The 15,496-nt window shown below is 64.7% G+C and carries 16 protein-coding genes; 7 read left to right on the plus strand and 9 right to left on the minus strand.

What is annotated here, in order from left to right:
* The first annotated feature begins 26 nt into the window (after positions 1-26).
* Positions 27-1,139 carry a PQQ-dependent sugar dehydrogenase gene (locus tag ACO054_RS02655; protein ID WP_421708900.1) on the plus strand — a complete coding sequence of 371 codons (1,113 nt, stop codon included), beginning with the start codon at positions 27-29 and terminating at the stop codon, positions 1,137-1,139.
* 66 nt (positions 1,140-1,205) lie between these two features.
* Entirely contained in the window at positions 1,206-1,835 is a 630-nt protein-coding gene (locus ACO054_RS02660) for a LysE family translocator (RefSeq protein WP_421708901.1), read from the plus strand.
* Between the two features lie 75 nt (positions 1,836-1,910).
* Here the strand turns inward: ACO054_RS02660 and ACO054_RS02665 are convergent, their stop codons facing one another.
* A complete protein-coding gene (locus ACO054_RS02665; protein WP_421708902.1) occupies positions 1,911-2,402 on the minus strand; it encodes a molybdopterin-guanine dinucleotide biosynthesis protein A in 492 nt (163 codons plus the stop codon).
* A 79-nt stretch (positions 2,403-2,481) separates the two neighbouring features.
* Between ACO054_RS02665 and ACO054_RS02670 the strand changes: the two genes are divergently transcribed.
* On the plus strand, positions 2,482-3,318 hold the full coding sequence (locus ACO054_RS02670) for an NAD kinase (RefSeq protein WP_421708903.1): 837 nt from the start codon (positions 2,482-2,484) through the stop codon (positions 3,316-3,318).
* A gap of 25 nt (positions 3,319-3,343) precedes the next feature.
* Here the strand turns inward: ACO054_RS02670 and ACO054_RS02675 are convergent, their stop codons facing one another.
* Both ACO054_RS02675 and ACO054_RS02680 read right to left on the minus strand, forming a co-directional pair.
* A complete protein-coding gene (locus tag ACO054_RS02675; RefSeq protein ID WP_421708904.1) occupies positions 3,344-4,207 on the minus strand; it encodes a C40 family peptidase in 864 nt (287 codons plus the stop codon).
* Positions 4,204-6,297, minus strand: a complete 2,094-nt coding sequence (locus tag ACO054_RS02680) for a 4Fe-4S binding protein (RefSeq protein WP_421708905.1) — start codon at positions 6,295-6,297, stop codon at positions 4,204-4,206. Before ACO054_RS02680 ends, ACO054_RS02675 begins: the two co-directional genes overlap by 4 nt.
* Positions 6,298-6,526: 229 nt before the next feature.
* Between ACO054_RS02680 and ACO054_RS02685 the strand changes: the two genes are divergently transcribed.
* Complete coding sequence (locus tag ACO054_RS02685) at positions 6,527-7,414, plus strand: substrate-binding domain-containing protein (protein ID WP_421708906.1); 888 nt, start codon at positions 6,527-6,529, stop codon at positions 7,412-7,414.
* A 99-nt stretch (positions 7,415-7,513) separates the two neighbouring features.
* On the opposite strand, the gene ACO054_RS02690 is transcribed toward ACO054_RS02685, so the two are convergent.
* Together ACO054_RS02690 and ACO054_RS02695 are read right to left on the minus strand one after the other, a co-directional pair.
* Entirely contained in the window at positions 7,514-7,723 is a 210-nt protein-coding gene (locus ACO054_RS02690; RefSeq protein WP_421708907.1) for a hypothetical protein, read from the minus strand.
* 245 nt (positions 7,724-7,968) lie between these two features.
* On the minus strand, positions 7,969-9,891 hold the full coding sequence (locus tag ACO054_RS02695) for an ABC transporter substrate-binding protein (protein ID WP_421708908.1): 1,923 nt from the start codon (positions 9,889-9,891) through the stop codon (positions 7,969-7,971).
* A gap of 204 nt (positions 9,892-10,095) precedes the next feature.
* Between ACO054_RS02695 and ACO054_RS02700 the strand changes: the two genes are divergently transcribed.
* Positions 10,096-10,302 (plus strand): TOBE domain-containing protein, encoded by a 207-nt coding sequence (locus ACO054_RS02700; RefSeq protein ID WP_421708909.1) that lies wholly within the window; start codon positions 10,096-10,098, stop codon positions 10,300-10,302.
* A gap of 34 nt (positions 10,303-10,336) precedes the next feature.
* Here the strand turns inward: ACO054_RS02700 and ACO054_RS02705 are convergent, their stop codons facing one another.
* The 4 genes from ACO054_RS02705 to ACO054_RS02720 all read right to left on the minus strand — a co-directional run bounded on the left by ACO054_RS02705 (position 10,337) and on the right by ACO054_RS02720 (position 13,638).
* Positions 10,337-11,146, minus strand: coding sequence for a molybdate ABC transporter substrate-binding protein (locus ACO054_RS02705; RefSeq protein WP_421708910.1), 810 nt, complete (start codon positions 11,144-11,146; stop codon positions 10,337-10,339).
* Between the two features lie 136 nt (positions 11,147-11,282).
* Complete coding sequence (locus ACO054_RS02710) at positions 11,283-12,104, minus strand: substrate-binding domain-containing protein (RefSeq protein ID WP_421708911.1); 822 nt, start codon at positions 12,102-12,104, stop codon at positions 11,283-11,285.
* Positions 12,105-12,151: 47 nt separating this feature from the next.
* Positions 12,152-12,922: a phosphate ABC transporter ATP-binding protein gene (locus ACO054_RS02715; RefSeq protein ID WP_421708912.1), complete on the minus strand. Its 771-nt coding sequence runs from the start codon at positions 12,920-12,922 to the stop codon at positions 12,152-12,154.
* Between the two features lie 11 nt (positions 12,923-12,933).
* Positions 12,934-13,638, minus strand: coding sequence for an ABC transporter permease (locus ACO054_RS02720; RefSeq protein ID WP_421708913.1), 705 nt, complete (start codon positions 13,636-13,638; stop codon positions 12,934-12,936).
* 320 nt (positions 13,639-13,958) lie between these two features.
* Between ACO054_RS02720 and fdhD the strand changes: the two genes are divergently transcribed.
* On the plus strand, positions 13,959-14,867 hold the full coding sequence (gene fdhD / locus ACO054_RS02725; protein WP_421710323.1) for a formate dehydrogenase accessory sulfurtransferase FdhD: 909 nt from the start codon (positions 13,959-13,961) through the stop codon (positions 14,865-14,867).
* Positions 14,864-15,490, plus strand: coding sequence for a molybdenum cofactor guanylyltransferase MobA (gene mobA / locus ACO054_RS02730; protein WP_421708914.1), 627 nt, complete (start codon positions 14,864-14,866; stop codon positions 15,488-15,490). Before fdhD ends, mobA begins: the two co-directional genes overlap by 4 nt.
* Positions 15,491-15,496 lie beyond the last annotated feature (6 nt).

A 15,496-nucleotide genomic window follows, 5' to 3' on the forward strand; every position in this document is an offset into this window, starting at 1 on the left:
TTGGACACCTTCCTTGGGAGAGCCCTATGAGCCTTCGTCTCGCAGTCCTCGCCTTCGCCTCGATCTTCGTTCTTCAGCCCGTCGCTGCCGAAACCTACAGCAGCGAGCAGAACGACTTCCGTCTGGTGGAGTTGGCGGACGATCTGGAGCGCCCCTGGGGCATGGCGTTCCTGCCCGACGGGGGGATGTTGATCACCGAGCAGGCCGGGCAATTGCGCCTGTACCGCGATGGCCGCCTGTCCGATCCGATCCCTGGTATCCCCGAGGCGGAGGAGCGGGGACAGGGCGGGCTGCTCGACGTGGCGGTCGATCCCGACTACGCGGAAACCGGCTGGATCTACCTGTCGCTCTCCGGGCAAGGGGAGGGCGGTCTCGGCACGCAGGTGTGGCGCGGTCGACTTGAGGATGGCCGCTGGACCGACAGCGAAATCCTGTTCGATATGAAGGATAAGACCCGTGCGGGGCGCCACTTCGGTTCGCGCTTCGCCTTCGACAGCGAGAGTCGCCTCTACTTCTCCATCGGCGATCGGGGCGCGATGGACAGGGCGCAGGACCCGGCGGACGAGGCCGGCCGTATCCATCGTATCGAACGGGACGGTACGGTTCCGTCCGACAATCCTTACCTGGGCGACGCAGGGACTCCGCCCACGGCTTACACGCGTGGCAATCGCAATGCCCAGGGCATGGCGAGGCATCCCGACACCGGTGTGATCTGGATCCACGAGCATGGTCCGCGCGGCGGCGACGAGGTCAACGTGATCCGGGCCGGCGCCAACTACGGTTGGCCGGAGGTCACCCACGGTATCGACTACTCCGGTGCCGTCATCAGCGAACGCGAGTCCGGGCCCGGTGTTGAGGATCCGGTGCACGTTTGGGTGCCCTCCATCGCGCCGTCCGGCATGGCCTTCTACAGCGGCGCGGCCTTTCCCGAGTGGCAAGGCGATCTCTTTGTTGGTGCTCTCCGCTCGCGTCTGCTAGTGCGGCTGGAACTGGACGGTGAGCAGGTGATCGGCGAGGAGCGCTTGCTGGAGGACGAGGTCGGTCGTATTCGCGATGTGCGCGTCGGCCCCGACGGCTTCGTCTACCTCCTGACCGATTCCAACGACGGTCGGCTGCTGCGCTTGGAGCCGGCTTCCTAGCTTTCCTTGGTCGCGCGGGGTCGAGGCTGCTAGTCTGATAATCCTGTAAGTTGAAAGGAACGCCAAATGCCGTCTTGGGAACTGCTTCTGGGCTTCGCGGTCGCAACGGCGATTTTCGCTTACGTCCCGGGTCCTGCAGTTCTCTACACGGCGGCTCAGACCCTCGCGCGGGGACGGCGCGCGGGTTTGCTGGCGATGCTGGGCATCCATATCGGCGGCTATGCCCACGTTCTGGCCGCTGCTCTCGGTTTGGCTGTCGTTTTCGAGCTGGTTCCCGATCTCTATCTCGCGGTGAAGTTTGCCGGCGCCGCTTATCTGATCTGGCTGGGCATCGGGCTGCTGCGCAGCCGGCCCTTGGACGCGGACCTGCCGCACCTTGCGTCCAAGAGCGCCCGACGCAGTGTTTTCGAAAGCATTCTGGTCGAGGTGCTCAACCCGAAAGTCGCGATCTTCTATCTCGCCTTTCTGCCGCAGTTCGTCGACCCCGCGGCGCTTCTGCCGATCTGGACGCAGTTTCTCATCCTCGGCGTGATCGTGAACTTTGCCTTCTCCTCCGCCGACCTCGTTGCTGTCTTCCTGACCTCGACACTGGTCGCGCGGCTTAAGGCCAGCCAGCGGGCACAACTCTGGGCCAGGCGGATCGGCGGCACCATTCTGATCGGGCTCGGGCTTCGTTTGGCGGCCGATCGTTCCTAGAGGGCAATTCACGTCTCAAGTGGAAGCCAAACGCTTCCACTTGAGGCGATCGTGCTCTTTGGGGAGTTCCAAGGCCTAGTCGAGAAAGACCTGATGCGCAAAGTCGCGCCCGTCGGTGACCGTGATCTGCTCGAAGCCCAGTAGCTTCGCGAGATCGAAGAAGGTGAAGCTGTCTTCCACGCCGTTTTCGACGAAGATCGGCATGGTGCGCGCGATAGCCGTCATCATCGCCAGCACGGCGCGGGCGCGATAGAGCGTGTTCATGCGGTCGTCGTCCAGCGAGGCGATGATCAGCTTCTGCGCTTCCGCACCCTTGGCGTAGAGCACGAATTCCGGCGGGTAGGGCTGTTCCAGCTGGCTGGTGGTGTACCCCACCACGAAACCGACGCGCATCTGCCGGTCGGCTTGCGGCAGTGGCCGGCCACGCGAGACAAAGGTTTCCTGGGTCTGCGGGTGGGGGTAGTAATAGCCTATGTGACGGTCGTTTTCCTCTTGTGCCACCGCAGGCTGTGTCGCTCCGCTGGCCAGCAGCAGCGTGACTGCCAAAACCCAGAAAATTCCGCGCATTCAATAGCTCCTTGGCTCGTTTTCAAGCTGACGTGGTCTCAGTCTGGCGAGAGGCTATACTGCGACGGTCGAAAAGACGATGGGTGCGAAGATGATGTCCGTTCTCTCTCCTGCCAGCGCGGCTGCGAAACGCCCGAGCTCTCTTCCAAGCTCTCCGCCGAAAATAGCCTTCGTTGCGGCGGAGACGGCGGAGGCGCAGCGTGGCTTGAAGGCGCTGTCCGCCCGCTATGATCCGGTGCCGTTGGAGCAGGCTGACTTTATCGTGGCGCTTGGCGGCGACGGACTGATGCTGGAAACGCTACATGCCAACATGGGGCGCGGCGTTTCGATCTACGGCATGAACTGCGGTACCGTCGGGTTTCTGATGAATGAGTACCGGGAGGAGGGTCTGGCCGAACGGCTGGCGGCGGCCACGAGTGTCGATCTGCATCCCCTCCGCATGATCGCAACGGGCTGCGACGGCGTCAGTCAGGAGGCTTTGGCGATCAACGAAGTCTCTCTGTTCCGCGAAAGCCGTCAGGCTGCGAAACTCCGCATCTCCGTTGACGGCGTCGTCCGATTGAAGGAACTGATCTGCGACGGCGTTCTGGTCGCCACGCCGGCGGGCAGTACCGCCTACAACCTCTCCGCCCACGGGCCGATCATTCCTTTGGGCGCCGGTCTGTTGGCGCTGACGCCGATCAGCGCCTTCCGCCCCCGGCGTTGGCGCGGCGCGCTACTGCCCCACAAGGCGGTGGTCACCCTAGAGATCCTGGAACAGGACAAACGGCCGGTCGGTGCCGTCGCCGACTACACCGAGGTGCGCGACGTCGCCAAGGTGGAGATCCGCGAGGACCGGGAGGTGAGCCTGCGCCTGCTCTCCGATGCCGAACACAATCTCGAGGAACGCATCATTATGGAGCAGTTCCTGCCCTGATCGGCTGTCCGGTGGCAGAGGTTGGCTAAGGGTGCGGCCCGCGATCAACAGAAGGCCGGCGAACGGTAGTGATGCCGTCCTGGCTGTCGGCACGAGCCCGAGCGTCCAGCTCGGCGAGCGGTTCGACCACGGTCGAGAGGGGGTGGGCGGTCGCGTTCACCACCCTTTCGGCGTCGAGCGCTATGGCCACGTGGCCTTTCCAGAAAATCAGGTCGCCGCGTTGGCGCGGTGCCTCGCGATCCACTGGCGGCCCTAGTTCCGCGCAGGCTTCCTGAATGTCGGTGTCGCGCGGGCAGGCGATGCCCGCTGCGGTCAAGACGAGCTGCAGAAGTCCCGAACAGTCGACGCCTGCAACCGACTTGCCGCCCCAGAGGTACGGCGTGTGGAGAAAATCTAGAGCGGTCTCCACGTAGTCGAGCCGAGGCTCGCTCAGCGGAGCCAGGTGGTCGGCCCTGATGTAGCCGTGCGGTGTGACGGCGAAGCGTTGCTCTTCGCCCGTTACGGCGAGGGGCGTGGTGAGGGTGAGCACCTCGCGGATCGGTGCCTTGATGTCGGGTTCCGGAAACAGCAAGGTCGAGCGGACAGCCACACGGTGCGTGGCTGTTGCGTGACGCGGCGCGAGAGCGGTGGTTTCTAGATAGCCGACATAGCCGTCGGCCTCCGACTGGACCCAGGCCCAACCGCCTTTCTCCTCGAAGACCAACAGTGGCTCGCCGAACAGAACCTGGCTGTCGAAGCGTCCGCCTGGCTCGCGCCGTAGTCCCGTTGCGCCAACGGCCAGCGCTGCCGCGCGACCTTCGACGAAGCGGTCTGCCTCCACCCTTCCGCGCAGCCGGGCATCGGCGAGGTCGTCGCGAAAGGCGTGGAGACGACGATCCAGTCGGCTCATGCGCTCTCGTCGCTTTCCTCGCCGCCTTCGGCGCGTACCTTGGCGCGGGCCTCTTCGATCTCCCGTTCCCGGAGATAGTCGTCCGTCGTCCGGATCATCGGGCGTGGCGCGGCCGCCATGGGATTGGGTTGCTCGAAATGCACCACGACCCGGCAGTCGTCGCACATCATGATCCGCTCGACCGTATCGCTGGAGGCGAACATCCAGTGCTTGCCGGCGAGTTGGTCGGCGATCCGCTCGATGGTGTTCTTGACGCCGAAGGGCTTGCCGCAGCGGATGCAGTTGAAGGGCTCCGTCTCATTAAGCTTCGCGGTGCTTCGCGCTTCTTCCGTGAAATTGAGACGGGGTTCGAGCGTGATGACACTCTCCGGGCAGGTGTTGGCGCAGAGACCGCACTGCACACAGGCTTCCTCATTGAAGCCGAGCCAAGGCCGGTCGGGGTCGTCCTGCAGCGCGCCGGTCGGGCAGGCTGAAACGCAGGCCAGGCACATCGTACAGCCTTGGGTGTCGACCTTGATCTGGCCGAAGGGCGCGCCCTTCGGCAAAGGCAGAATATCGGGCGGCCCGCCCTGATCCCCTTGCGGGGCCTTGCCGTGCAGATGGCGCAGAGCCAGCATGGAGCGGGTGCGCTTTCCGCCCATCGGCAGAAAGCCGCCGGGCTCAGGCTGGCTCCGGTCCGCCAACTCCCAGAGTCTCGCTTCGACCGCCTCGGGGTCTCCTTCATCCAGCAGATCGATGCGACCGCCACCGTATCCCAGCCCTTCCATCACGGTCTCGGCCAAGGCGATCTGTCCGGCCAGCCCCTCCAGTTCGCCTTGCTTGTCGGGGCCGATCAGGATGGCCAGACGCGTCGCGCCGTAGGCAAAAGCCATGGCGAAGAAGTCGAGCCCGACCAGCGTCACCTCGTTCAACGGGAAGGGAATGACGTGCGGGGGCAGACCGCGACCGCCTCTGGCCATGAGGGAGATCATTTCCTCCCCATGCCGGCCGTCGTGCAGCAGCAGCGTCGCGTTGCCGCCGCCGGCCTTATGATAGGCCTCCAGCAAGCTGCGCAGCCGCTCGAACAGGGTGTTGCCGGCAGGGAGTTGGTAGGTTGCCGCGCCGGTCGGACAGACGCTCGCGCACATGCCGCAACCGCCGCAGACGTAGGGGTCGATCTCGACTTGATCGCCTGCGGGTGTGATAGCGCCGGTCGGGCAGACGTCCAGGCAGCGGGTGCAGCCCGTCTTGCGGCTGCGGCTGTGGGCGCAGATGTTGGCGTCGTACTTGACGTAGCGCGGCTTCTCGAACTCGCCGGTCAGTTCGCCGATTTCGAAGATCGCTTTCTGAACGGCGGCCGGATTGCCGGGGTCCGGGCGCAGGTAGCCGTCACGGCGGTCGTGACCGGTGAAGAGCGGGGCTCCGCCGGTCAGGTCGAGAATCAGATCGCACTCGGAGTAGGCGTTGTCGCGCGGGGCCTCGAAGGTCAGTTCCAGCCGGGAGGAGGGCTTGGCGGCGGCATAGCCGTCGACATTGATCGCGAAGGCGCCGAGATGCCCCTTCGCGCTAGAGATCCGGCCACGGAAGACGGGCACGTCCATGACACGCGGTGGGGTGATCGCCTCCGCATCCGGCGTAAGCAGCAGCGTGACGTCAAGTTTCGCCTTGAGTTGCTGGGCGGCCTCCAGGGCGTCACTGTCCCGGCCGTAGATCAGACAGGTGCCTTCCGATGCGAAAGACACGGTTGGGGTCGGTTCCAGATCCAGCGCCGCCTCGGCCAGCAAGGCGGCAATCTTCGGTGTGGCCGCGGTCGCGTCCTGAGACCAGCCTGCGGTTTCCCGGATGTTGAGGAAGTCGACCTGCGCCTGTGGATTGTCTTCAGCCGCGATTTCGTCGAACAGCGGCGCTTCCTGGGTGCAGGCGACCAGCACGGATTCCTGCCCGAGGATCGCTTGCTGGAAGTTACCGAGCTGGCTGCGGCAGAGTTGGGTGTTGAGTTGCAGTTCACCCTCGCCGCCAAGGGCCTTGCAGGCCTTGGTCAGCTGGTCGCCGTCGAGCGGCATGGTGGACTCGCAATCGCAGACAAGCAGTCGCTTCGCGCCGAGGCGCATAACCGAATCCCTCCTGAGGTGCGGCCGTGCTTGGTGTTCTCGGCACTGGTCGTCGAGAGCGAAGGACCGCTTTTTTATACTTTACGTGCTTTAACAGACTAGGCCGGGCACGAAACGGGTTCGACCCCAAATAATCTGCGGCCTTCGCCGAGGCAAGCGAGGGCTTGCGCCAGCCGGGGTTGTCTGTTGCCTTAACGCCAAGGATAGAGCGGATACCGAGGGAGAGGAGATGGCCGAAGGGCCGGCAGAGCTGATGACGACCCGCGAGGTGGCAGACTACCTGCGGATCAAGGAGCGCCGGCTCTACGAGTTGGTTCGGCGGCGCGAGATCCCCTGCACCCGGGTTACCGGCAAGTGGCTTTTTCCGAAACCGCTCATCGACCTCTGGCTGACGCGAAACCTTGAAGGGGCGGAGGTGCAGCCTGTTCCACCGCCGGTTATCGCCGGCTCGGCCGATCCCTTGTTGGACTGGGCGGTGCGGGAGAGCGGCTGCGGTCTGGCCCTGATGCCGGGGGGCAGCCTGGATGGCGTCAAGCGCTTCGTCGACGGTTCGGCCTTGGCCGCCGGCCTCCACGTCTACGATCCCGAACGGGCGGACTGGAACGTACCGGTGATCGAAGCGGCCTGTCCCGGCCAGCCTGTTGTGCTGGTCGAATGGGCACGGCGACGTCAGGGCTTGATCGTCGCTGCGGACAATCCGCTCGGGATTGCGACGGTCGAGGACTTGGAGGGCCGCGGTCCGCGCTGGGTCGCGCGGCAGGCGGAGGCGGGTGCGCAGCTTCTTCTCGCCCATCTGCTCGGCGAAGCCGGCAGGGATATCGCCAGCCTGACTCCGACCGAAACGGTACGGAGCGAATTGGATGTCGGCCTGGCCATCCTTGAAGAGCGCGCGGATGCGGGCCTGGCCGTCGAGTCGGTGGCACGGAGTTTGAAACTCGGCTTCGTGCCCTTGACGGAGGAGCGCTATGACCTGCTGATCGGGCGGCGTGCTTACTTCGAAGCACCGCTGCAAAGGCTCCTCACCTTCGCCCGCTCGGAGGCCTTCGCGAAGAAGGCAGCCGGTATGGGTGGCTATGACATCGCCGACCTCGGACGCATTCGCTTTAACGGTCCCTAAAACAGGATCGCCTGAGGCGGTTACGCCTCAGGCGATCCTATTCTCAAAGTCGAGAGAGGGCGCAGCGCCGAGCGGTGGCGAGCTCCCAGAGCGACTTGCTTAGACGTTTGCGACAGAACCCGAGAGGGGCTCTTGAACGTCCGACTTGCGGCCATTGCGGAAGAGACCTCCGATGATTGCCGCGAAGCTCTTGGCATGGCTCAGCAGGGCTTTGGAACGCTCCTGACGGCCGCGCTCGATCAAGACCTGCAGCTCTTCATAGGTCAGGTCGCTGTAAGCGGCGATCGGCTCTTCGAATTTTTCTACCATGGGTCAGCTCTCCAGGCTTGCACGGTTGGAGGCATCCCATCCCGGAACGGTTTTCTCGGTCGGCACTTATGGCTGTACCGTAAAACAGCGATTTGCTGGGGGCGGTGTTAACCGCTTTTCCTTGCGATTTGCTTAATCCAAGGCCCGTGCTGCACTGCACAAATAATAGGGCAGTGACTCTGACCTACCAAGCGTCTTTATCTTGGATCCGAAGCAAGGCCGCCATGCAATCGCTGCAACTCGGTCTATTCGGCGATCCAGTAGGTATCCGGGCGAGTGTAACCGAGGTAGGCGCCGGGATCGTAAAGGTAGGGCGCACTTTCTGGCAGGTTGCGCAGATCCGGGCGATGGATCACGGGTTGGGGGACCCGTGCAATCAGACCGATGGTGAAGGCCTCGGCCGCGTGGATCTGCAGCATCTCCTCCCAGGCTGCCCGCTGGCCCTCGACATCGGAGGCTGTTTTCCAGGTCTCGAAGAGCTCCAGCAGGCGTTGCGCCGCCAGCAGGTCGGGGGCCTCGCCTCTGCTGCCGTTGGTTTCGTAGTGCAGGCCCCAGAGTGGCCAGTGGTTCTGACGGTCGCCGGTGGGCGCCAACTCCTTGGGGCTCATGCTCGGGCGGGCGAGTCCGTTTGCCAAGCCGTAGAAGACGCTGAAAGCCGTACTCCCCGCCTGAATGGAATTGCGTAGGGCGCTGCGGCCCCGACTGCGGACCAGCAGTTCCACGCCGATTTCGCGCCAGTGGCTCCGGACCAGTTCGAGGACATCGATTTCGGCGGGATCGGTGTCGCCGGCTTCTACGATTGCGGTCAGGCGTTCGCCGTTGCGGCGCAGCCGGTACCCTTGGGCGTCGCGGCGGTCGAGTGCGAGGCCGTCCAGAAGAACATTCGCGGCCTCGGGATCGTGCTGAGCCCAGGCGCCGCGCAGAGCCGGGCGATAGAGCAGACTATCCGGCAGGACAGAGTTCGCACCAGGCAGGGCCAAGCCCTGGTAGATCACCTGATTGATTTCCTCGCGGTCGATCGCGAGCGACAGCGCCAGGCGAAAGTCGGTCGAGCGGATCAGGCTTCGCAGGCCAGGATCGGCTGTATTGAGGTTGGGATAGATGGCGAGCTGCGCGCCGCGTGCGATGGGCCAGAGCTTAAGCGAAAGGGCGCCGCGCGCCTCCGCTTCCTTCAGGAAGGCGGCATCGCGAAACGTTAGGCCGCGATCCTGTAAATGGCTGTCGCCGGCGGCCGCCTTGGCCGGTATCAGTTCTGCACTGGCGACCTCCAGAACAACCTCGTCGATGTAGGGGAGCTGCCGGTTTTCCGCGTCGACACGGTGGAAGTAAGGATTGCGGGAAAAGCGCCAGCGGCGGGTCGGCGGCGCGTTCAGCAGACGCCAAGGTTGCAAAGTCGGGCGGTCGGGGTTCGCCAGCAGAAAGGGGCGGTCGCGCTGGTCGAACAGGGCGGCCCAGCCCTGCAATCCAGCTTCCTCCGCTTGCGCTTCCAGGGCCGCGAGATCGGCGAAGTCCGGGTGAAACTGCCGAAGGTAGTGGGCCGGCCTGTAGATGAAGGGAGGGCGCGTGGCGGCCAGGGTCGGCAGAAACTGATTGTTCGGCTTCTCCCAAGTGAAGCGGACCGTGGCGCTGTCGAGCACTTCGAAGTTCGGCGGTTGGCCCTCGACCAAAAGTTCCGCCGGCGGACCGCCGGGTGAAAGCTCCGGGTTGTTCGCGACCTGCTCCCACCAGAAGCGGAAGTCCTCCGCCGTGAAGGGCTGACCGTCCGACCAGCGGTGGCCGGGCCGCAACCTCAGCGTATAGCTTCGATTTTCCTCAACCTCGACCGTCTGCAGGATGTCCGGCACGAGTTCAAAGGCTTCGTTCCAGACCAGCAGGCGCGCATAGCCGAGCACCACTAGATCGCGGGCGTCCCGGCCGCCGCGGGTCAGCAGGGTCAGGTTTCCGCCGTACCGGCCGCTTTGCCAGGTTTCGCGCTCCGGGAGGTCGCGGCGCGGGTCCGACGGCAGACGCTCGGTCAGCGGCGGCAGCTGACCCAGCTCCACACGCTCCGCCAGGAACGGCGGCTCGAGCTGCGCGGCTGCCGGCACTGCCAAGGGGATGGCGAGCAGCCCGCCGAGCAGGAGAGCGGAAAGCAGGCGGAAGACTCGAGTGCGAGCGGGAGTCTGCATCGGCGAACGGGGCGGCCTCCTTTCCGATCGCTGCCGGGGGAGGGGACGACAGCCACTGCTACTCTAGACGAGGCGGACGCGAACCGGGAGAGACTCCCGATCCTTGTTCGACTTGCCGTCGTTGTCGCCGACTGGCATGTAGTCAGTCAATTTCATCCCAAGGTTCAGGGCAAAATTCAGGCTACAGGTCAGGAGTCCCGCTTCATGAAGATCTCCGCTCGCAACGTCTTTCCCGGCAAAGTGGTTGCGGTGAAACGCGGCGCAGTCGCCGCAAAGGTCCAGGTCGACATCGGTGGCGGCAACATCGTTACCTCAATGGTGTTAGTCGACTCCGTCGAGGATCTCAGCATTGCCGTCGGCGATGACATTAACGTGGTCATCAAGTCGACGGAGGTGATGCTCTCCAAGTAACTGGTCCACGGAGCTGCCGGGTCCCGCTATCGCGTTACGGCAAGCCGACCGTCGTGAAACCGTAGTCCTCCAGAATCTTCTGTCCCGAAGGCGAAAGTATGAAGAGTGCGAGGCGCGACGCGGCGGAGTTCTCCGCAGAAATCAGCGTGAGGCCGTAGTCGGCCCCGACTGACAGTGTCTCGGGAAGGGCGACGATCTCCAGATCGCGCGTGTCCGCCTTGGCCAGCACGGCATTGGTGCAGTAGGTCAGAAAGACGTCGGCTCGGTTTTCCGTCATGACCCAGGCGTAGGGGTTCCGTCCCTCCGGCGCCGGTTCGCTGTTCGGACCGCCAGTGAGTTGCAGGGCCTTGGCGTCGAGTTCGGCGAAGCTGCCGGGCCGCACCGTCTCAGCCTTCTCAAAAAGCTGCCAAGCGTAGTCGCCGCTAGGGTCGGCCTTCGGTGTCGAGGTGCCGAGCCGCACGCCCGCCGACAGAAGTGTCTCCAACAGGGTCTCCGGAGTTACGCCTAGGCCCGGTTGTGTCAGGCCGCAGAGACGGTTGCGGGCGAAGAGGACGACCGGGCCTCCGATCCCCTGCTCTTCCAGGGTGCGAGGGTGGCGCATGTTCGCGGAGGCGAAGACATCGCTGGCTTCGCCGCCTTCGATCCTCTCGCGCAGGAGGCCGGAGGGACCGAAGGCCGTTTCGACCGTCAGGTTACCGGTTTTCTCATAGGCTGCAGCGATATCCGTCATCGCAGCCTTCAGGCTACCTGCGGCGTGCAGCCTCACGATATCGGCGGAGGCAGGCAAGGCTGCGACGCTCATCAGCAGAGTTCCGGTCATTAGGGACAGGAGGCGTTTCAACATGGAGCTTGCGTCTCAGGCATCGGAAAAAAGGTGACGGGCGCGACCGCACCGGCCTACCGAAGAGGCCACGCCCGTCAGTGGAGGGTAACTGAGAAGAGCCGTGCGGGGCCGGCTCCGATTTCTCTGGATTAGGGCGTCAGGACTGGCCCTTCTCTGCGTTCGGGAAGAAGAGCTGCTGGCCGTTCAGCTGGTACTCGGCGATCAGACGCTGGCCGCTGTTGCCGGTCAGCCAATCGATGAATTCCTGCCCCAGGTCAGCCTTCACATGCGGGTGGGTCTCGGGGTTGACCAGAATCACGCCGTACTGGTTGAAGAGATCGGGGTCGCCCTCGACCAACACCTCGTGATCGGCCTTGTTCTCGAAGGAGATCCAGGTGGCCCGATCGGTCAGCACATAAGCGTCCATACCGATGCCGGTGTTCAGCGTTGCGCCCATGCCGGAGCCGGTTTCGCGATACCAGGTGCCACTGGCAGCCTCGACGTCGACGCCGGCCGCCTCCCAGAGATTGCGCTCCTTGGTGTGGGTGCCGCTGTCGTCGCCGCGACTGGCGAAGACGGATTCGGCCTCGGCGATCATCTGCAGCGCTGCGGCGGCGTCGCTCTTGCCGGATACGCCGGCTGGGTCGCCGGCCGGCCCGACAACCACGAAGTCGTTGTACATCACGTCGAAGCGCTCGACGCCGAAGCCCTCCTCAACGAATTTTTCCTCGCGCGCCTTTGCGTGAACCAGCAGGACGTCCGCATCGCCGTCTCGGGCTTGTTGCAGCGCCTTGCCGGTGCCGACGGCGACCACCCGCACCTCGATTCCCGTCTCCTCCTGGAACTGTGGCAGAAGGAAGTCCAGCAGGCCCGAGTTCTTGGTCGAGGTGGTGGAGGCCACGGTGATGAACTTGTCGTCGGCTTGGACGCCCGTCGCGACCAGCATCAGGGCGGCAAGCACCGCCAGCATTGTCTTCATGACGATAGGTCTCCCTTGAAGATGGACTGCGGTGCCGTTTCGGCCGGTCACCACACGAGCTTGCCCGCCAGGAAATCCCTGGCAGGTTGACTGTCGGGTCGTTCGAAGAACTTGGCGGCCGGTGTGTGTTCCACCACGCGGCCACGGTTGAGGAACACGACCTCGTCGGCGAGGCGTTTGGCTTGGCCGAGGTCGTGGCTGGTCATGACGATCTTGCAGCCTTCGGCCTGCATGGCCTGCACGATAGTCTCGATTGCCGCGGTTGCGGTCGGGTCAAGACTGGAGGTCGGCTCGTCCAGGAACAGCACCTGCGGTTTCAGTGCCCAGGCCCGCGCCATCGCCAGACGCTGCTGCTCGCCGCCCGACAGGGTGCGGGCCTGCTGCCGGGCGTAGGCGGTCAAGCCGGTGCGGGCCAGGGCTTCATCGCGCCGTGCCCGGCGCTCCTCCCCTCTGACTCGGTGCACGGCCAGTGCGTAGTCCAGATTGGCGGCGACGGAGCGGCGCAACAGCACCGGTTTCTGAAAGACCATGGATTGCCGGCGCGGGCCGCGTCCGGCGCCTTCGATCTTGCGATTCTGCCAGAGGATCTGCCCCGCCGTGGGCGCGATCAGGCCGTGGGCCAGCCGCAGGGTCAGCGACTTGCCAGCGCCGTTGGGCCCGATCAGCAGAGTGACGGGCCCCGCTTTCAGCGTCAGATCGAGACCGTCGATCAGCCGTTTGCCGGCCACCTCGTAGACTACGCTTTCGAAGCGGCAAGGCAGGATGCTGTCCCGATAGGTCTCGCCGGCGGTGCGGGGGACGCTCTCCGCCTGTCTCATTGCGCCGTCCCTCATGCCAGCCGCGCGCGGGCGTAGCGCCGCACACCCTCCGCCGCGGCGTTGATCAACAGGGTCAGCAGGAGCAGCAGAATGCCGAGGCCGAGCGCCAGCGGTAGCGCGCCTTTGCTGGTCTCCAGCGCGATGGTGGTGGTCATCACCCGCGTCACGTGATCGATGTTGCCGCCTACGATCATCACCGCTCCGACCTCCGCGCTGGCTCGGCCGAAGCCGGCCAGGATCGCGGTGACCAGGGTGATCCGCCCGTCCCACAGCAGGGTGGGGATCGCCCGCGCCGGCCCGGCACCCAGAGAGATCAGCTGCTCGCGGTATTCGCCCCACAGGTCTTCGATCACCTGCCGGGTCAGGGCGGCCACGATAGGTAAGACCAGAATGACCTGAGCGATGATCATGGCCGTCGGGCTGAACAGCAGATTGAGCACGCCCAGCGGTCCGGCCCGCGAGAGAAAGAGGTAGACGACCAGTCCGACCACCACGGGCGGCAAGCCCATCAGGGCATTGAGCAGCACGATCAAGGCGCCGCGCCCCGGAAAGCTGAAGAGTGCGACGGCAGCCCCCAGCGGCAGGCCGATCAAAGCTGCGATCAAGACCGCCGACAGACTGACGCGCAGGCTCAGCGCAACGATTTCCCAGAGATCGGCGTCGAAGGAAACGATCAACTCGAAAGCGGCCTGAAAGGCCGCGGCAAGGTAGTCCATCCGCTCTCGGCTCGGCAGGGGGGGCAAGGCGGTGCATTGCGCAGGCTAATCCCGTCTGAAGCCTGCGTATCTATGCAGAAAGCTGTTTTGATTACAACCGTAGGCTCGTTGAGGAAATGCTGCAGGGTATTGGATGGCAGGCGGCTCTTGTACCTGCCAGGGTCGTGCCGCATATAGCGGGAAAAGCAAGGGAGGCCGCCGGCTCCGTGGATCAGACGCTCGCCGAAACCCCGCAAGATCGAAAGCCGGCCGAGGAGGGCGCCGACGCGCCAGTCCGTCTGGCGCAGAAGGGCAAAGCTAAGCTGGCCGATCCGGCGGCGCTGGAGGAGTTCCTGCTGCGTCCGGAGCCCGAGGATCCGCGCCTGACCCAATCGGTGCGCGGCATCGACGAGACCGGTCAGCCCATTGAGACCCGGGTCGTCATGGAACGTCCTCTGACCCTGTTTCTGAACGGGCAGGAGATCGTCACCATGATGACGATCGGCGACTACCCGGACTATCTGGCCGTCGGCTATCTGCTGAATCAGAACATGCTGCGTGCCGATGACGAGATCGTCGGCATTGACTACGACGAGGAGTTGGAGGTCGTCGTGGTGCGCACGGCGCGTGCGACGAACTACGAGGAAAAACTCAAGAAAAAGATCCGCACCTCCGGCTGCGCACAGGGCACGGTCTTCGGCGACCTGATGGAGAAGTTCGACGAGATCGACCTAAACCCGGAAGCGCGGCTCAGGACCTCCGACCTCTATGCGCTCTCGAAGAAGATCAACGGCGCGCCCAGCCTCTATCTGACCTCCGGCGCGATTCACGGCTGCGTGCTTTGCCAGGGTGCGCGGCCACTGCTCTATATGGAGGACGTCGGCCGCCACAACGCCGTCGACAAGATCGCCGGCTACATGTTCCTCGAGGGCATCGGTCCCGAGGACAAGATGTTCTACACCACCGGCCGACTGACCAGCGAAATGGTTATCAAGACGGTGCAGATGGGCATTCCCATTCTGGTCAGCCGCTCGGGCTTCACCGCCTGGGGTGTGGATCTTGCGCAGCAGGCGGGCCTGACGCTGATCGGTCGTGCCAAAGGCAAGCGTTTCATCGCACTGTCCGGGTCAGAGCGGATTGTCTTCGACAGTGACGGCAGCGACGCCCAGGAAGAAAGCCGCCGGCACCGCCGCAAGGGCAGCTACGAGGGCGGCTACGGGGGCGGCGATCGGGACGATAGCGAGTCATGAACCGAATCCGGCACAAGGTCTGTGGCGTGCTGCTGGCCGGCGGATTGGCGCGGCGTATGGGCGGCGGCGACAAATGCCTGCGGCCGCTGGCTGGCAAGCCGATCCTGAATCATATCCTTGAGCGCGTCCGCCCTCAGGCCAATTGTCTGGTCATCAACGCCAACGGCAATCCGGATCGCTTCGCCGACTTTGGCCTGCCGGTCGCCGGCGATGCCATCCAGGGCTACGCCGGCCCGCTGGCCGGCGTGTTGACAGGGATGGAATGGGCGGCACGCCACGCGCCGGTCTGCGACCTGATCCTGACGGTGCCCAGCGATGCGCCCTTCCTGCCGCACGATCTGGCAGAGCGGCTCGAGGACCGGATGATCGCGGAGGGCGCCGACATCGCTTGCGCCAGCTCCGGCGGCCGCACCCATCCGCCCATCGCCCTCTGGCCGGTCTCGCTAGCCGAGGAGTTGCGCGAGGCCATGACGGTGGAGGAGATCCGCAAGGTCGACGTCTGGACCGCGCGCTACAAGGTCGCCGTTGCCGACTGGTCGACAGACCCGCTCGACCCCTTCTTCAACGCCAACCGCCCCGACGATCTGGCGGAGGCGGAGAAGATGCTGGCGGCTGTGGCGTAGAGGGCA

The sequence above is a fragment of the Algihabitans sp. genome, assembly GCF_965226985.1.
In the GTDB taxonomy this organism is placed as follows: domain Bacteria; phylum Pseudomonadota; class Alphaproteobacteria; order Kiloniellales; family DSM-21159; genus Algihabitans.

Excerpts from the sequence above, each read along its gene's own strand:
- ACO054_RS02655 (WP_421708900.1), top strand. The coding sequence starts at position 27 with ATGAGCCTTCGTCTCGCAGTCCTCGCCTTCGCCTCGATCTTCGTTCTT.
- ACO054_RS02660 (WP_421708901.1), top strand. The coding sequence starts at position 1,206 with ATGCCGTCTTGGGAACTGCTTCTGGGCTTCGCGGTCGCAACGGCGATT.
- ACO054_RS02665 (WP_421708902.1), bottom strand. The coding sequence starts at position 2,402 with ATGCGCGGAATTTTCTGGGTTTTGGCAGTCACGCTGCTGCTGGCCAGC.
- ACO054_RS02670 (WP_421708903.1), top strand. The coding sequence starts at position 2,482 with ATGGGTGCGAAGATGATGTCCGTTCTCTCTCCTGCCAGCGCGGCTGCG.
- ACO054_RS02675 (WP_421708904.1), bottom strand. The coding sequence starts at position 4,207 with ATGAGCCGACTGGATCGTCGTCTCCACGCCTTTCGCGACGACCTCGCC.
- ACO054_RS02680 (WP_421708905.1), bottom strand. The coding sequence starts at position 6,297 with ATGCGCCTCGGCGCGAAGCGACTGCTTGTCTGCGATTGCGAGTCCACC.
- ACO054_RS02685 (WP_421708906.1), top strand. The coding sequence starts at position 6,527 with ATGGCCGAAGGGCCGGCAGAGCTGATGACGACCCGCGAGGTGGCAGAC.
- ACO054_RS02690 (WP_421708907.1), bottom strand. The coding sequence starts at position 7,723 with ATGGTAGAAAAATTCGAAGAGCCGATCGCCGCTTACAGCGACCTGACC.
- ACO054_RS02695 (WP_421708908.1), bottom strand. The coding sequence starts at position 9,891 with ATGCAGACTCCCGCTCGCACTCGAGTCTTCCGCCTGCTTTCCGCTCTC.
- ACO054_RS02700 (WP_421708909.1), top strand. The coding sequence starts at position 10,096 with ATGAAGATCTCCGCTCGCAACGTCTTTCCCGGCAAAGTGGTTGCGGTG.
- ACO054_RS02705 (WP_421708910.1), bottom strand. The coding sequence starts at position 11,146 with ATGTTGAAACGCCTCCTGTCCCTAATGACCGGAACTCTGCTGATGAGC.
- ACO054_RS02710 (WP_421708911.1), bottom strand. The coding sequence starts at position 12,104 with ATGAAGACAATGCTGGCGGTGCTTGCCGCCCTGATGCTGGTCGCGACG.
- ACO054_RS02715 (WP_421708912.1), bottom strand. The coding sequence starts at position 12,922 with ATGAGACAGGCGGAGAGCGTCCCCCGCACCGCCGGCGAGACCTATCGG.
- ACO054_RS02720 (WP_421708913.1), bottom strand. The coding sequence starts at position 13,638 with ATGGACTACCTTGCCGCGGCCTTTCAGGCCGCTTTCGAGTTGATCGTT.
- mobA (WP_421708914.1), top strand. The coding sequence starts at position 14,864 with ATGAACCGAATCCGGCACAAGGTCTGTGGCGTGCTGCTGGCCGGCGGA.